This is a genomic window from Microbacterium sp. LWH13-1.2 (assembly GCF_038397735.1).
Lineage (GTDB): Bacteria > Actinomycetota > Actinomycetes > Actinomycetales > Microbacteriaceae > Microbacterium.
This window is the reverse complement of record NZ_CP151635.1, coordinates 2755345-2769912: the sequence shown is the minus strand read 5'-3', so window position 1 is coordinate 2769912 and position 14568 is coordinate 2755345. Positions and strand designations below refer to the sequence as shown.

At 68.5% G+C, this 14568-nt stretch carries 17 protein-coding genes; 11 read left to right on the top strand and 6 right to left on the bottom strand.

Features of this window, described 5'->3' with window-relative positions; all coding sequences use genetic code 11:
- The gene (locus MRBLWH13_RS13380; RefSeq protein WP_341955451.1) at positions 1–1254 is read left to right on the top strand and encodes a threonine/serine exporter family protein; all 1254 of its coding nucleotides are present in this window, start codon (positions 1–3) and stop codon (positions 1252–1254) included.
- Complete coding sequence (locus tag MRBLWH13_RS13375; RefSeq protein WP_341955450.1) at positions 1251–1970, top strand: YoaK family protein; 720 nt, start codon at positions 1251–1253, stop codon at positions 1968–1970. The genes MRBLWH13_RS13380 and MRBLWH13_RS13375 overlap by 4 nt, the downstream gene beginning before the upstream one ends.
- Positions 1971–2272: 302 nt before the next feature.
- Here MRBLWH13_RS13375 and MRBLWH13_RS13370 read toward each other — a convergent pair whose 3' ends face one another.
- On the bottom strand, positions 2273–2647 hold the full coding sequence (locus MRBLWH13_RS13370; RefSeq protein ID WP_341955449.1) for a CrcB family protein: 375 nt from the start codon (positions 2645–2647) through the stop codon (positions 2273–2275).
- Entirely contained in the window at positions 2644–3042 is a 399-nt protein-coding gene (locus MRBLWH13_RS13365) for a CrcB family protein (protein ID WP_341955448.1), read from the bottom strand. The genes MRBLWH13_RS13370 and MRBLWH13_RS13365 overlap by 4 nt, the downstream gene beginning before the upstream one ends.
- Before the next feature lie 294 nt (positions 3043–3336).
- On the opposite strand from MRBLWH13_RS13365, the gene MRBLWH13_RS13360 reads away from it, so the two are divergent.
- Complete coding sequence (locus tag MRBLWH13_RS13360) at positions 3337–4173, top strand: alpha/beta hydrolase (RefSeq protein WP_341955447.1); 837 nt, start codon at positions 3337–3339, stop codon at positions 4171–4173.
- A 95-nt stretch (positions 4174–4268) separates the two neighbouring features.
- On the opposite strand, the gene MRBLWH13_RS13355 is transcribed toward MRBLWH13_RS13360, so the two are convergent.
- The 4 genes from MRBLWH13_RS13355 to MRBLWH13_RS13340 all read right to left on the bottom strand — a co-directional run bounded on the left by MRBLWH13_RS13355 (position 4269) and on the right by MRBLWH13_RS13340 (position 7499).
- The gene (locus tag MRBLWH13_RS13355; protein ID WP_341955446.1) at positions 4269–5267 is read right to left on the bottom strand and encodes a hypothetical protein; all 999 of its coding nucleotides are present in this window, start codon (positions 5265–5267) and stop codon (positions 4269–4271) included.
- A gap of 135 nt (positions 5268–5402) precedes the next feature.
- A complete protein-coding gene (locus MRBLWH13_RS13350) occupies positions 5403–5735 on the bottom strand; it encodes a hypothetical protein (protein WP_341955445.1) in 333 nt (110 codons plus the stop codon).
- A gap of 73 nt (positions 5736–5808) precedes the next feature.
- Positions 5809–7155 carry an MFS transporter gene (locus MRBLWH13_RS13345; RefSeq protein ID WP_341958317.1) on the bottom strand — a complete coding sequence of 449 codons (1347 nt, stop codon included), beginning with the start codon at positions 7153–7155 and terminating at the stop codon, positions 5809–5811.
- Positions 7156–7160: 5 nt separating this feature from the next.
- Positions 7161–7499 carry a MarR family transcriptional regulator gene (locus MRBLWH13_RS13340; RefSeq protein WP_341955444.1) on the bottom strand — a complete coding sequence of 113 codons (339 nt, stop codon included), beginning with the start codon at positions 7497–7499 and terminating at the stop codon, positions 7161–7163.
- A 184-nt stretch (positions 7500–7683) separates the two neighbouring features.
- On the opposite strand from MRBLWH13_RS13340, the gene MRBLWH13_RS13335 reads away from it, so the two are divergent.
- From MRBLWH13_RS13335 to MRBLWH13_RS13300, 8 genes are all read left to right on the top strand, one after another.
- Entirely contained in the window at positions 7684–8421 is a 738-nt protein-coding gene (locus MRBLWH13_RS13335) for a copper homeostasis protein CutC (protein WP_341955443.1), read from the top strand.
- Positions 8422–8453: 32 nt separating this feature from the next.
- A complete protein-coding gene (locus tag MRBLWH13_RS13330; RefSeq protein ID WP_341955442.1) occupies positions 8454–9308 on the top strand; it encodes an alpha/beta hydrolase in 855 nt (284 codons plus the stop codon).
- Positions 9309–9442: 134 nt separating this feature from the next.
- The gene (locus MRBLWH13_RS13325) at positions 9443–10180 is read left to right on the top strand and encodes a DUF1684 domain-containing protein (RefSeq protein ID WP_341955441.1); all 738 of its coding nucleotides are present in this window, start codon (positions 9443–9445) and stop codon (positions 10178–10180) included.
- A gap of 47 nt (positions 10181–10227) precedes the next feature.
- Positions 10228–11277, top strand: a complete 1050-nt coding sequence (locus MRBLWH13_RS13320; protein WP_341955440.1) for a lipoate--protein ligase family protein — start codon at positions 10228–10230, stop codon at positions 11275–11277.
- Entirely contained in the window at positions 11274–12281 is a 1008-nt protein-coding gene (locus tag MRBLWH13_RS13315; protein ID WP_341955439.1) for a site-specific DNA-methyltransferase, read from the top strand. Before MRBLWH13_RS13320 ends, MRBLWH13_RS13315 begins: the two co-directional genes overlap by 4 nt.
- A 76-nt stretch (positions 12282–12357) precedes the next feature.
- Positions 12358–12603: a CopG family transcriptional regulator gene (locus tag MRBLWH13_RS13310; RefSeq protein WP_341955438.1), complete on the top strand. Its 246-nt coding sequence runs from the start codon at positions 12358–12360 to the stop codon at positions 12601–12603.
- Complete coding sequence (locus tag MRBLWH13_RS13305; RefSeq protein ID WP_341955437.1) at positions 12600–12944, top strand: type II toxin-antitoxin system PemK/MazF family toxin; 345 nt, start codon at positions 12600–12602, stop codon at positions 12942–12944. The genes MRBLWH13_RS13310 and MRBLWH13_RS13305 overlap by 4 nt, the downstream gene beginning before the upstream one ends.
- Positions 12945–12949: 5 nt before the next feature.
- Positions 12950–14416, top strand: coding sequence for a carboxylesterase family protein (locus MRBLWH13_RS13300; protein WP_341955436.1), 1467 nt, complete (start codon positions 12950–12952; stop codon positions 14414–14416).
- Positions 14417–14568 lie beyond the last annotated feature (152 nt).

Genomic DNA, 14568 nt, shown 5'->3' with positions numbered 1-14568 from the left:
ATGAGCACTGACACGGATGCGCTGGCGACGAGGCGCGACCTCATCGCCAGCGCGTCGGCGACGCTCCACGCCTCAGGCGAGTCCACCTCGGTGACGCTCGCGGCCGTCGACCGGATGAACCACGGCCTGGGCACTGACGTCCAACTCATCCCGACCTGGACGTCCGTGACGATCGCGGAGCGCGGCACCGGCGTGGCCTCCACTCCCCGCATCGTTGTCGCGCCGCCGACGGGGATCGCCATGAACGCCGTCGCGGTGCTCATGCGAACAATCGACAGAGTGGGCGCCGGATCGGCGAGCGAGCCCGATCTTGCAACGGCACTCGTCGAGGCGAAGAAGATGCGGCCGGCCAGCATCTGGCTCTTCCTCCTTGCCTGCGCTACCGGCTCTGCCTCGTTGGCAGTCATCTTCGGAGCCCAAGACGCAACGGCCGTAGCACTCGCGGCGGGCAGCGCAGTGCTAGGGGGTGTCGCCCGACGTGCGCTCGCACGCCTCCACGTCGGACCCATCGGGCAGGTCTTCGCTGCTGCTCTCATCGCGGGGCTGATCGGTGGCCTTGCCGTGCACGCGGATCTCAGCTCCGCGCTGCGCCTCATCGCCGTCTGCCCTGCGATGATCCTGGTCCCCGGACCGCACATCCTCAACGCCACGCTGGACTTGCTGAACCTGCGGATCCCACTCGGCTTCGCGCGTCTCGGATACGCCGGCATGCTGCTGCTGTCCATCGGAACCGGGCTTGCCATCGGCTTGGCCGTATTCGGCACGGGACTGCCACCCACACCACCGGGACGCGAGGTCGCACTCGGTCTCGACGTCCTCGCTGCGGGTATCGCCGCCGCGTCATACCCGGTGTATTTCGCCATGCCGCTGAGGCTCATCTGGTGGCCGGTCGTCGTCGGTGCGGTCGCGCACGGACTCCGCTGGCTCGTCATGGACGTGTGGGGGTGGAACATCGCGGTGGGCGCACTTGTCGCGTGCTTGTTCGTCGGATTCGCACTGGCCCCCGTGGCACGGGCCAAGCACATCCCCTTCGCGGGTATCGGGTTCGCGGCCGTGGTCTCTCTCGTCCCCGGCGTCTACATCTTCCGCACCATCGACGCACTGGGGGTGCTGACATTCGCCGGCAGCGCGTCACCGTCGTTCGGAGCGCTCACCGACGGGGCAACGGCTGTCTTCATCATCATGGCGATGGCAGCAGGCCTCGTGATCCCCATGCGGTTCTACGAACTCATCCGGCAGAGGCGGACCCCATGAACCGGCAGATCTCCATCCCCGCCGCCCTCGCGGTCATCGCCGGCGTCACCGACGTCACGAGCTGGCTGCTGCTCGGCGGGTTCTTCTCCGCACACGTCACCGGCAACCTCGTGGTCATGGCCGCGGACGTCGTGCGCGGAACGCTCCCCGACCTCGCCTCGATGCTGGCCGTGCCGGTGTTCATCGTCGCGACCGTGGCTGCAACGCTCGTCGCCCGCCGCATCGGCGCCCACTCGCACGCCACCGACAGGTTGCTCCTCGGCGGGCAGGCCGCATTCCTCATTGCGGCAGCCGTCCTGTCTTTCACCACGCAGGCGTCGACGCACCCGAGATCAGGAACAGCCATCCTCATCGGGATGCTCGCGGTGTGTGCAATGGCTGCCCAGAACGCCTACCTCCACCTCGTCCCGGATCGCGCCCTTTCCACCGCGGTGATGACCGGCAACCTTGTCGCGGGAACCATAGCCGTCACGGACATCGCCCGGTCGCGGGGGGAGGATCGGCAAGCGCGGCAGAGGTGGACCCAGACATGGCCACTGCTTGCGGGCTTCATCGGCGGGTGCCTGGTCGGCGCAGCGGGTGCGGCCTTGTTCGGCGACCACGCGGCTGTCTTGCCCGCCCTGCTCGCGTTGGCACTGTTCCTGACGACGCTTCGTCCCGGTTCCTTCGACGTTCCGAATCCTCGTTCCTCCGATGTTCGACAGAAAGGCGCCTGAGATGAGCATCCGGCACTCGAATGCGAAGCCGCCGCTCACGCATGATTCGGCGAGGGCGTCTGTCGCAGGATCAGGGAGAAACGACGCGTTCGCCTTGCCCGTCCTCGTCGCCTACGTCGTGCTCGTTCTCCCGGTCCTGGTGCTTCGCGTCCTCGTGATTGCGCTGTGGGAGCGTCTGGCGAGGAGACGGAGTTCGGATGAGGGCCCGGAGCAGGGCATGTCGCGACCTCTCGGCTCACGCACGCAGATGCCTAGCCGGCGTCGCGAGTGATGCCAGCAGCCGAGGCTGTGCAGGACGATGTTCACGCGGAGAACAGACCGAGTCCCAGCAGCCCCGCCGCAAGTGCCGCGATGAGCATGACGCCCGCATAGCCGACGGCAAGCCTCGCGCGTCGGCGGGCGAAGAGCTCCGCGGCCTGAACGCTCGCGGTGCTGAAAGTCGTATATCCGCCGAGAAACCCCATGCCGAGCACGATGCTCCATGGTTCGGGCAACAGCGACGCGTTGGCGGCCCCGGTGACGAGGCCGAGGAGGAGAGCTCCCGTCACGTTGATGATGAAGGTTCCCCAGGGGAACGCGCCGCCGACGTGCGCCGTGATGCGGGAGTCGAGTGCATATCGCGCCGTGGCGCCTAGTCCTCCGGCCAGAGCGGCGAGGAGACCGATGGTAGGGGTCATGCCCGGTCGGCCGGAACAGTGCGGGTTCGGCACGCGCGCTCAGCGAGGAACGCGGACAGGATCCCCAGCGCGACCGTGGGAACGGCATACGCGGCGCCGAGGAGCAGGTGATCCCCGAGGATGAGGCCATCCGTTCCGACGGCCAGGGTGCTGTAGGTCGTATACCCACCCATCAGTCCGGTTCCGAGCAGAAGCCTCATCTGAGCGCTTGCTGAGGTGGATACGAAGAGTCGGCTGGTGAGCCCGTAAAGGGCTCCCAGCAGCGCCGCGCCAGTGATGTTGATCACGAACGTGACCCAAGGAAACTCGGAGTCTCCGGGAACCAAGCCGAGCAGGATCCGCAGGAGCGTTCCGAACGCTCCGCCGATGAATACGAGGATGTAGGGGTTCAACACCCACCACCCGGGAAGTGGATGTGCGAGTGCATCGCCGATATCCCGTGAGACATGATTCGACCTCCTCCGTCTCAGCGACCCTAGGCGTGGTGGAACAGTGCGGAGCGCGACGACTGTCGAGTCCGATGTCGACATTCGACGGAGCCGACCGGTGGGAGCAAGACGACTCGTCAAACGTCGGAGCCGCCTCGCCGGCCCGGCCTCGTACCGTGAGGTGTGACTCCGCCGACCCGCGCGGAGATCTCATGACGGAAGTCGGGCGCTGCCCGGCTCGCGAACCCTTTGGAGACCCTCATGCCCTTTGTGACCACGGACGACGGTACGGAGATCTACTTCAAGGACTGGGGCCCCCGCGACGCCCAGCCCATCTTCTTCCACCATGGATGGCCTTTGTCCTCCGATGACTGGGACGCGCAGATGCTCTACTTCCTCGATAAGGGCTTCCGAGTCATCGCCAGCGACCGTCGCGGACACGGTCGCTCCTCGCAGACCAGCGTCGGCCACGACATGGACCACTACGCCAGCGACGTGAACGCTGTGGTCGAGCACCTCGACCTCCGCAACGCCATCCACATCGGACACTCGACCGGCGGCGGCCAGGTCGCCCGTTACGTCGCGAAGTACGGCGAGCCGCAGGGCCGTGTCGCCAAGGCCGTCCTGGTCTCCTCTGTTCCTCCGCTCATGGTGCAGACCGACGCCAACCCCGAAGGCACGCCGATCTCGGTCTTCGACGGCTTCCGTGAAGCCCTGGCTGCGAACCGTGCCGAGTTCTTCCAGGCCGTCGCATCCGGGCCGTTCTACGGATTCAACCGCGAAGGCGTGGAGCTCTCCGAGCCCGTGGTCGCCAACTGGTGGCGTCAGGGCATGACCGGCAGCGCGCTCGCACACTACGAGGGCATCAAGGCGTTCTCCGAGACCGACCAGACCGAAGACCTCAAGGCGATCTCCGTCCCGGTGCTGGTCCTGCAGGGCGACGACGACCAGGTCGTCCCCTACAAGGATGCGGCGCTGAAGCAGCACGAGCTCCTTCCGAACTCCGAGCTCAAGATCTACGAGGGCTACCCCCACGGCATGCTCACCACGCACGCCGATGTCATCAACCCCGACATCCTCGCGTTCATCCGGCAGTAACTCCATTTCTGACCGGCGGGGGCAGCGCGTTCGACGGGGTGCGTGAAGGGGGCGGATGCTGCGGCATCCGCCCCCTTCATCATGTGGTCGCCGTCTCAGGGGCGCTCGTCCGCCAGGCGGGCGCGTCGCTCCTCCTCGCGCTTCGAGTAGGTGGCGGCGCGGATCGCAGCGTCGGACTCGAGGCCGGTGCCCAACGCTCCGCCGAGGGTCGCCGCCGACGCGACGAACCAGGTGAGTACGAACAGATCGCCGACTTCGACGGTTCGGCCGAGAGATTCGCTCATCACCGCCGTGTCGAGCACGAAGAGCGCCCAGGCGAGATTCACGACGTACAGCGCCAGATAGCAGATGACGATGCCGATGGTCAGGGTCAGCAGCGTCGAGGTGTTGTAGAGACGGGATCTCTCTCGGGCCTGGAGCGAGTCGTCGTCTGGATGGTCCCAGAGCCCGCCGTCGATCACGATCCAGGCGATGATGATCGTGATGGAGGCCACTGTCGCCGCCACCAGGCGCCAGCCGGACAGTGAGCTGGCGAGCGACCATATCGTCGGCTCGATCGTCGCCACCGCTCCGGTCGCCAGCGCCGCGACCAACGCGGACTTCAGCCCGGCGGCGAGCAGCCACGGACGATTGGCCAACACCATCCCCAGAAGCACGCGCCCGCGGGCACTGAGTCCAGGGAGCGGCAGGCGCTGCTCCTCCGGTGACGCGGGCTCGGCCATCCCGTCGACGAGTCCCCGCACCGCGTGGCGGGCGCGGCTCTGCACCCGGAACCCGCCCAGCGCGGGCAGCGACAGCACCGCTGACTGGCGACGAGGATCGATCGCCGCCAGCAGGTAGCGGCCGTCGTCGTCGCGAAGCGGAAGCTCGGTGACGCCGATGACGAGATCCCACCCGTTCTGCTCGGCATGCGCACGCAGCCGCCTTAGGGCGACGTCGACGTCTTCGGACCCGAGGGTGAACGGCTCGCTGACGAGTTCGACGATCCAGCTGTCGGCCGCAGCGGCTATCGGTGGCGTGAGGTCGGTCATCCGACGCGCGACGGTAGTGGGCGAAGCCGGGTCGGCCACGAGGCCCACTCGGATCGGCTCCATCTCCGCAACCTACACCCGCCTCGCGTCGGCCGCATCGGCTTCTGCGATCGCTGCGCTGCTCGATCGAGTGACAGGTCTGCCAGCGAAGAGGTGGATGCCGCGGCATCCACCCTGCTGTCGTCGGCTGTCCGGCGGTCAGGCCGGAGCGTCGTCCGGGTTCAAGGAGCGCAGGGCGTCTTCCTCGACCTCGTTGTCGGCCGTCAGCTGCTCTTCGGTGTTCTTGTCGCCGCCGAGCGCCGCATCGCGGTCAGGGCTCGCGTCACCCTGGATGGCGCCGCGCGGCGATTCGCCATGCGAGCTGTCGCCCTGGATCGCGCCGCCCTGGGCTGCGCCCTGAGCGTTTCCGTGAAGCTCGTCGCGCTCGGTCGACGACTGTCCGTCCGGAGCTGTGTTGTGCTCCGGGTTCCGGTCGGGCGAACCCTCGGCGGGCTCTTCGGCGTGCGGGGTGCGTCCTGTGTTCTGGTCCATGCGGCGAACGTACGTCCGCCCCGGCCAGGCGTGGAGGGCATTGACAAACCGCATCCACGCGCTCAGAACGCGGTCAGTCCTTCTTCGACGTGCGGATCGGCGTCGTGACGGCCGCCTCGTCGCTGAACTCGACCGGATCGGCTTTCTCGTCGAGGATCTCAGCCTCGTCGACGACGTTCAGCGGCCTGGTCTCATCGAGCGTCATCAGGAAGCGACTGTTCTCGGACCGGTGCAGACGACCGGAGGTGAAGACCCAGATCGCGCCGATCGCACAGGCGACGAACCCGGCGGTACCGCCGAGCATGATCGCGCTGCGAGGGCCGAACGTGTCGGCGACCCATCCGGCTATGGGGGCTCCGACCGGGGTCGATCCCATGATCACCGCCATGTAGAGCGCGAGCACACGCCCGCGGAGGGCCGGAGCCGTCGTCATCTGGACGTAGCCGTTCGCGGTCGTCAGCAGCGTGACGATCATGAAGCCGGTGAACGTGAGCGTGACGGCATAGGAGATGTACGTGGGCATCGCCGCCGACACGAACGCGGCGATGCCGAAGCCGCCGGCCGCGAGGATCACGACGCGCACCCTGGCGCGGTCGCGGCGGGCGGCGAGCAGTGCGCCGGCGAGGGAGCCGATCGCGAGCACCGAGCTCAGCACGCCGTAGCCGTCGGCTCCTGCTCCGAACTCGAGCGCCATGGTCGACGCGAAGATCGGGAAGTTCATGCCGAACGCGCCGATCAGGAAGACCGTCACGAAGACGACGCGCAGGTCGCTTCGCCCCCACACGTAGCGGAAGCCCTCGGCGAGCCCGCCGGGGCGGCGGTTCTTCAGACGCGGCGCCAGCTGGCCGGTGCGCAGCAGGAGCAGCGCGACCAGCATCGCGAGGAAGGTCACCGCGTTCGCGATGAACACCCAGCCCGAGCCGATCGCCACGATCAGCAGGCCACCGACCGCGGGGCCGATCATGCGGGCGAGGTTGAAGGATGCCGAGTTGAGGGCGACCGCGTTCGACGTGTCGCCCGACGAGACCATGTCGGAGACGAACGCCTGCCTGGCCGGTGCGTCGAACGCGTTGACGACACCGAAACCCGCGGCGAAGCAGAACATCATCGGCAGGGTCATCACGCCGTTGAGCAGCAGCACTCCCACGGCGATCGCGAGCAGCAGCAGCGCCGACTGCGTGGCCATCAGGATGCGCCGTCGCTCGAACCGATCGGCGACCCAGCCGGTCAGGCTCACGAGCACGAGAGGCGGCCCGAACTGCAGCGCCATCGTGACGCCCATGGCCGCAGCGTCGTTGTCGGTGAGCTCGGTGAGCACGACCCAGTCCTGGGCGGTCGCCTGCATCCACCCGCCGATGTTCGAGACGAGGGCTCCGGCGAACCAGATGCGGTAGTTGATGTTCGAGAACGAACGGAACATCGCGCTCATCGGTCGACCACCTTTCGCATCAGGGCGCTGGCTTCGCGCAGCGTCGCGAGTTCTTCCTCCGTGAAGTCGAGCTCGGCGAGCATGTCGGCGAGCAGCTCGTCGCGGCGCTTGATCGTCTGCGCCACGATCTCGGTGCCCGCGTCGGTGATGTCGACCTGCACGCGTCGGCGATCCTCGGCATCCGGAGTGCGGACGACGTAGCCCTGCTCTTCGAGGCCGTTGATCATGTTCGTCATCGACGGGGCGGTGACGCGCTCGCGCTCGGCGAGGGCCGTGATCGTGCGGCGGCCGTGCATGCGCAGCGTGGCGAGCACGGCGAGCTGCGCATCGCTCATCGCGTCGACGGCTCGGGCGCATCGAAGGCGCCGTGCGAGCCGAAAAGTCGCCATGCGCAGGTCTGTCGCGGTGAGGTGGAGGGATTCATCAGACGCAGACATTACTTAGACAGTCTAAGTAATTTCCCGCGGAATGGGAAGCCGGATGCCGGGGTGCCCGCCGACCACAGGCCAGAATGGACGGATGACCCGCGCCCTCGCCATTGAAATCGCCGTCCAGGACCCGACCGGAGTACGCATCGCCGGGACGGTCGGCGCCGCGCGTGTCGAACTCGCTCAGGCTCTCTCTCTCGGCGGCCTCACTCCGTCGCCGGCGACTCTGGACCTGTCGATCGACGCGGCACAGGCCGTGGGGGTGGAGGTGCACGTGCTCGTCCGGCCCCGGGCCGGCGGCTTCGTCTACTCCGCCGATGAGGTCGCAGTCGCGGAGGCCGATGTCCGCCGCGCGATCGAGGCGGGTGCCCACGGCGTCGTGATCGGAGCCCTCGATGACGCAGGGCGGCTCGACATCCCCGCTATGCGTCGGCTCCGCGATGCCGCGGGCAGAGCATCCGTGACCCTCCACCGTGCGATCGACGTGACCGCTGACCCTGTCGCCACCCTCGTCGCCGCGCGCTCGCTCGGCCTGCGCCGCGTGCTCACCTCCGGTGGTGCGTCCACCGCGATCGAGGGCGTCGAGACCCTCCGCGCGCTGGTCGCCGAAGCGGCGGGAGAGATCGAGATCATGGCGGGCAGTGGAGTGGATGCCGCCAGTGCCGAGGCGCTCGCCGCGACCGGCATCGACGCCCTGCACTTCTCTGCCAAGCGCACCGTGCACGAAGACGGCGGCGTGCGAATGGGCTCGGCTTCCGACGGCGTCGGCGGCTACGAGGTCACCGATCTCGCGATAGCCCAGGGCGTCATCGCCGCGCTGGGGGCCTGACGCACGCCGCGCACTCTCAGTAGGGTGGGGGCGTGACGGATACCCGAGAGTTCACGGATGCTGACGGCATCGCCATCGTCTACGACGTCCACGAGGCGGCGGGGGATGCGCGGGGAGTCGTGCAGCTGCTGCACGGTGTCGGCGAACATGCGGGTCGCTACGGCACGCTGATCGCGGCCCTCACGGAGGCGGGCTTCCACGTCTACGCCGACGATCACCGCGGACACGGTCGCACCGGCATCCGACAGCACGGGGGGCCGGCGAAGCTGGGCCGACTCGGCAAGGGCGGCCTGATCGCCGCCAAGGATGCCGTCTGGCAGCTCACCGGCATCATCAAGGACGAGCATCCCGATCTTCCGCTCGTGCTGCTGGGGCACTCGTGGGGGTCGTTCCTCGCGCAGATGCTCGTGAACGACCACCCCGAGGCGTGGGACGCCGTGATCCTGTCGGGCTCGGCCCTGCGGATGCCCGGCTCGCTCAACGCCGCACCGCTGAACGCCCGCTGGGCCTCAGACGATGCGACGGGGCTCGAGTGGCTGAGCCGCGATCCCGCGGTGTGGAAGGCGTTCGATGAGGACCCGCTGACCACCGACGTGCCGCTGCTGAAGCTGTTCGGCCCGATCGAGGCCGCGAAGCTCTACGGTCGACCCCGCAAGGATCTCGGCCGCGACATCCCGATGCTGCTCCTCGTGGGCCGAGACGACTCGGTCGGCGGCCCTCGGAGCGTGCACAAACTCGCCGACGAGTACCGCACGCGCTCGGGGCTCACCGACATCACGACGCTCGTCTATCCCGATGCGCGTCACGAGATCTTCAACGAGCTGCAGCAGGACGAGGTCCGCGCCGACATCCTCTCGTGGCTCGACTCGCACATCCCCGCGCGCTGAGCTGCACCGCGCCCGCCCGCGCGTCCGCGTGTTACGCCCCGTGAACGGGTGTTACAGCGGGTGAATCCGCGTGACGTCGACCCGACATATCGGTCTCTCCTGCGCATAGATTCGCGGCGAGAGGGAGGTGCGCGGTGGGTTTCGAAGACGAGTGGCGGGCGTGGCACGAGTCGCGCGAGCGGTACGCCGGCGCGGAGTACGGTCCGGCCGCGCTCGAGTCGACGAACTGGCTCATCACCGAGCCCGCTGCCGTCGAGGGGGTTCCGGGGCTGTGGGCGCTCACCGGAGACGGAGGGATCCGCGGCAGTGATCTCGGCACCTCGGGCTCGGTCGTCACCCTGCGTGGCAGCGAGTCGCTGCGGCTCGGACGCCGCGAGCTGCGCGTGTTCGACCGCCGCGGCACGGTCGCCCTGCGGGTGTTCAACCCGAGGCGCCCCGAGCGCGAACGGTTCAGCGCGATCGACGCGTATCCGCCTCGGGAGGGCTGGCGGATCGCTGCGGTGTTCGAACGGACGCCGGGGGAGACGATCGCCGTCACGTCGATCGACGGACACGTCCACGATTCGGACCTCGCGGGCAGACTGCACTTCGCGCTCGACGGCGTCGCCGTGTCACTCTCGGCCACCCGAACTCCGCAGGGCGCTCTGACGGCGGTCTTCGCCGACGGCACGAACGGCACCGAGACCTACCGGTTCCGCTTCCTGCCGATCGAGGAACCGGCCGCAGACGGATCCGCGGTGATCGACTTCAACCGGGCCTACCTGCCGCCGTGCGCGTTCTCGGATCAGTACGTCTGCCCGCAGCCCCCGGCCGGCAACCGCTTCTCGGCGCCGATCCGCGCCGGCGAGCGTGCGGTGGTGCTCGGACGCTGATCCCCGGGTTCGGCGCCTGCGCGACCCGCTCGGCTTAAGCTGTAACCGTGCACGGTGAATACAAGGTTCCAGGCGGAAAGCTCGTCGTCGTCGACCTCGAGGTCGAGGACGGCCGGATCGCTCGCTTCCACCTCGCCGGCGACTTCTTCCTCGAGCCCGACACGGCTCTCGACGACATCGACGCGGCGGTCACGGGGCTGCCGGTCGAATCCGATGCCACGGCCATCGCCGCGGCGGTGCGCGGTGCCCTGCCCGAGGGTGCGCAGCTGCTCGGCTTCACGCCCGAGGCCGTCGGCACCGCGGTGCGCCGTGCGCTGGTGACGGCCCCCGGCTGGAACGACTTCGACTGGGAGATCGTGCACGAGAAGGCGGTCTCTCCCCGCATGAACCTCGCGCTCGACGAGGTGCTCACCTCTCGCGTGGGCGAAGGGCGTCGACGCCCGACCCTGCGCATCTGGGAATGGGACCAGTCGGCTGTCGTCATCGGCTCGTTCCAGTCATACCGCAACGAGGTCGACCCCGAGGGTGCTGCTCGTCACGGCTTCGACGTCGTCCGTCGCATCTCGGGCGGTGGCGCGATGCTCATGGCCGCGGGGCAGATCATCACGTACTCGCTGTACGTTCCGGCATCCCTCGTGCAGGGCATGACCTTCGCCGACTCGTATGCCTTCCTCGACGACTGGGTGCTGCAGGCGCTGCGCTCGCTCGGGATCGACGCGATCTACCAGCCGCTCAACGACATCGCGAGCTCTTCGGGCAAGATCGGCGGAGCCGCGCAGAAGCGCCTCGCGAACGGGGGAGTGCTGCACCATGCGACGCTCTCGTACGACATCGACGGTCAGACGATGACCGAGGTGCTGCGCATCGGACGCGAGAAGCTCAGTGACAAAGGCACCACGTCGGCGGCGAAGCGCGTCGATCCGCTGCGCAGCCAGACCGGTCTCGCGCGGGCCGAGATCATCGAGCGCTTCAAGGACACGTTCCGCTCGCTGACCTCCGCCGAAGACGGCGCGATCACTGCCGACGAGTACGCGGATGCCGAGGCTCTGGTCGAGTCGAAGTTCGCCACCGACGCGTGGCTGCAGCGGGTTCCGTGACAGATCCCGCGCCTGAGCCGGAGGCTGCCCCGGAGAGGCCCGCCGATCCTGCTCCCGTCCGCGGCGATGTCTCGATCCTCCAGGGAGACAACCTCGCCGCAGCGGCGACTCTTCCGTCGGCGTCCTTCACGCTCGTCTACCTCGATCCGCCGTTCAACACGGGCCGCGCCCAGGAGCGGCAGGTCGTCACCGCCCGTCGTACGTTCACGACTCAGCAGGAGTCGGAGGCCGAGGGCGTCGCGCTCACGGAACCCCGCGGGTCGGATGCCGCGGTCGCCCCGATCGTGCTGAATACCGAACCGGCGACGGCGCCCTCCGAGGTGCGGCACGGATTCCACGGCCACGCGTACGAGCGGGTGCGGGGGATGCTGCGCACCTACGACGACCGCTTCGACGACTACGGCGCGTTCCTGATGCCCCGACTCGAGGAGGCATGGCGGCTGCTCGCCGACGACGGCACGCTCTACCTGCACCTCGACTACCGCGAGGCGCACTACGCCAAGGTCATGCTCGATGCGGTCTTCGGTCGCGACTGCTTCCTCAACGAGCTCATCTGGGCCTACGACTACGGCGCGAAGTCGCGTCGCCGCTGGCCCACCAAGCACGACACGATCCTCGTGTACGTGAAGAACCCGCGCGAGTACGTGTTCAACGCCGACGACATCGACCGCGAGCCGTACATGGCTCCGGGTCTGGTGACGGCCGAGAAGGCCGCCCGCGGCAAGCTGCCCACCGACGTGTGGTGGCACACGATCGTGCCGACGACCGGGCGCGAGAAGACGGGATACCCGACTCAGAAGCCCGAGGGCATCCTGCGGCGCATCGTGCGCGCCTCGAGCCGCCCCGGCGACCGTGTGCTCGACCTCTTCGCGGGCAGCGGTACCACCGGAGCCGTCGCCTCGGTTCTCGGGCGCGACGCGGTGCTCGTCGACGACAACCCCGAGGCGGTGCGCGTGATGACCGAGCGCATGCCGCATGCCGTGGTCACGCAGCTCGGCGAGTAGGCGGGCCTCTTTCCGTGCATCCGGGAATGTCGGAGGCTCATACTACTCTCGCGGTATGACCGGTTATACTCTTGCCATGAAGACGGCGATCTCGGTACCCGATGGCGACTTCGCTCGCTTCGAGCGCGTGGCCGCGCGACACGGGATGAACAGGTCCGAGTTCTTCCAGCTCGCCGGGCGACGACTGGCCGACGAGCTGGAGGGCTCGTCGGACCTGACCAGGATCGGGAATCAGATCCTGGCACAGGCGGGCAGCGATGCCGCGGATGAGCTGTTCGTTCGTGCGAACGAGCAGCGGCTGCGCGAGAACTCCGACTGGTGATCCGCCGCGGCGACATCGTCTGGGTCGACTTCGGGATTCCGCGCGGCTCGGCGCCTGCGAAGGTGCGACCGTCCGTCGTGGTGCAGGAGGACTGGCTGCTGGACACGGACATCAACACGGTCCTCGTCGTGCCGCTGACCTCGAACACCGCTCTCGAGGGCTTTCCCGGCAACGTGCTGGTGCCGGCCGCCGCGTCAGGACTCGATCGTGACTCGGTGGCGAACGTCGGTCAGATCGGCCCGGTCACCCGAGAATTCGTCGACGCCTACCCGGCCGGCCACCTCGCGCCATATCTGATGGCGCAGATCAGCACCGGCATCCGCCTCGTTCTGGGAGTGTGAGAGTCATGACCGAGTACGTCGAAGTGCAGACCGCCGCGGGGCGGGTTCGCGGGCGTTGGCGCCCGACCACGGGAGGGCGAGGGGCTCCGCGGTCGGCGGCTTTTCTCGGTATCCCGTTCGCGGAGCCGCCGATCGGTGACTTGCGATTCCAGGCTCCCGTGCCGAAGGCACCGTGGGAGGGCGTGCACGATGCGCTCGAGTTCGCCGCCACAGCGCAGCGGGGCGACCCCGGGGTGACGCTGATCCCCGAGCCGAGCGTCGAGGGCGATTCGACGCTGAACGTCAACGTCTTCACGCCCGATCCCAGGGCATCTGGCATGCCCGTGCTCGTGTGGATCCACGGCGGCGGCTACTTCGCGGGCTCTCCGGCGAGCCCCTGGTACGACGGACGCAACTTCACCCGCGACGGCATCGTCACCGTGTCGATCTCGTACCGGCTCGGCTTCGACGGCTTCGGCTGGATCGAGGATGCGCCCTCGAACCGTGGTGTGCGCGACTGGCTGCTCGCGCTCGAATGGGTGCAGCAGAACATCGCCGCCTTCGGTGGAGACCCCGGGCGCGTGACGATCGCCGGACAGTCCGCGGGCGGCGGGGCGGTGCTCACCCTGCTCGGCATGGAGAAGGCGCAGCACCTGTTCCACGGGGTCTATGCGATCTCGGGAGCACTCGGTGACGTCGCTGCGCCGCGAGCCGAGGCGTTGGGGCGGGCGCTCGCCGCGGCAGCAGGCGTCGAGCCCACCGTGGCCGGTCTGTCGACCGTGAGCGAGGATCGTCTGCTCGCGCTGCAGAAGAAGGCGACCCAACTCGGACCGTCGTCGATGACGACCATGATCGAGGAGGGGCTGCCACTCGGGCCTGCGATCGACGGCGACCTGCTGCCGCGGCCGACCCGCGAATCGCTGCGCGCCGGCATCGGCGCCGACAAGCCGCTCGTGATCGGCGCCACCGACGACGAGTTCACGATGGCTTTTGCAGGCAAGGCGGCGACGGCCCTGCGGTGGGTGCCGCAGGCGGTGCTGCTGAACCGGTTCGGGGTGCCCAAGAGCATCCGTGCGGAGTACCTCGCCGCGAATGCGGCCGTCGTGCGTCTCGGCAAGGCGCGTCTCGCGGGCCGGGTGCTGACAGATCGGATGTTCCGCACCACCGTGCCGGGCATCGCGGCCGACCGTGGCAATGCTCCCACCTGGCTCTACCGCTTCTCCTGGCCCTCGGGACGCTTCGGTTTCGCGGAGCACTGCCTCGACGTGCCGTTTTTCTTCGACTGCCTCGACGGCCCGTCGATGGAAGCTCTCGCCGGTCCGAACCCGCCGCAGGAGCTCGCCGACGACGTGCACGGCGCCGCGGTCGCGTTCATCACCACCGGCGATCCGGGGTGGACGAGACACGAGGGGGATGCCGGCGTCGTGCGGGTCTACGACCGGCCCACCCGTGACGTCGCCGACGCGTATGCGTCGGTGCGGGCGCTGCTCTGAGTCGAGCGTCCGAGGCGGTGGCGCCAGATGCGGATCAGCCACGGGTGCCCTGCCGAAAACGCTGATGCCGGAGTTTCGGTGGATCGCGTTTCGGCAGGAGGCTTCGGCGGACCGTTTGACGGCGAGTCGTGCGGCTGGACGTCTACGTCGAC

Coding starts and splice junctions, on each gene's coding strand:
- MRBLWH13_RS13355 (WP_341955446.1), bottom strand. CDS start 5,267: ATGGAGCCGATCCGAGTGGGCCTCGTGGCCGACCCGGCTTCGCCCACT.
- MRBLWH13_RS13370 (WP_341955449.1), bottom strand. CDS start 2,647: ATGACCCCTACCATCGGTCTCCTCGCCGCTCTGGCCGGAGGACTAGGC.
- MRBLWH13_RS13360 (WP_341955447.1), top strand. CDS start 3,337: ATGCCCTTTGTGACCACGGACGACGGTACGGAGATCTACTTCAAGGAC.
- MRBLWH13_RS13345 (WP_341958317.1), bottom strand. CDS start 7,155: ATGTTCCGTTCGTTCTCGAACATCAACTACCGCATCTGGTTCGCCGGA.
- MRBLWH13_RS13380 (WP_341955451.1), top strand. CDS start 1: ATGAGCACTGACACGGATGCGCTGGCGACGAGGCGCGACCTCATCGCC.
- MRBLWH13_RS13340 (WP_341955444.1), bottom strand. CDS start 7,499: ATGAGCGATGCGCAGCTCGCCGTGCTCGCCACGCTGCGCATGCACGGC.
- MRBLWH13_RS13375 (WP_341955450.1), top strand. CDS start 1,251: ATGAACCGGCAGATCTCCATCCCCGCCGCCCTCGCGGTCATCGCCGGC.
- MRBLWH13_RS13335 (WP_341955443.1), top strand. CDS start 7,684: ATGACCCGCGCCCTCGCCATTGAAATCGCCGTCCAGGACCCGACCGGA.
- MRBLWH13_RS13300 (WP_341955436.1), top strand. CDS start 12,950: ATGACCGAGTACGTCGAAGTGCAGACCGCCGCGGGGCGGGTTCGCGGG.
- MRBLWH13_RS13310 (WP_341955438.1), top strand. CDS start 12,358: ATGAAGACGGCGATCTCGGTACCCGATGGCGACTTCGCTCGCTTCGAG.
- MRBLWH13_RS13350 (WP_341955445.1), bottom strand. CDS start 5,735: ATGGACCAGAACACAGGACGCACCCCGCACGCCGAAGAGCCCGCCGAG.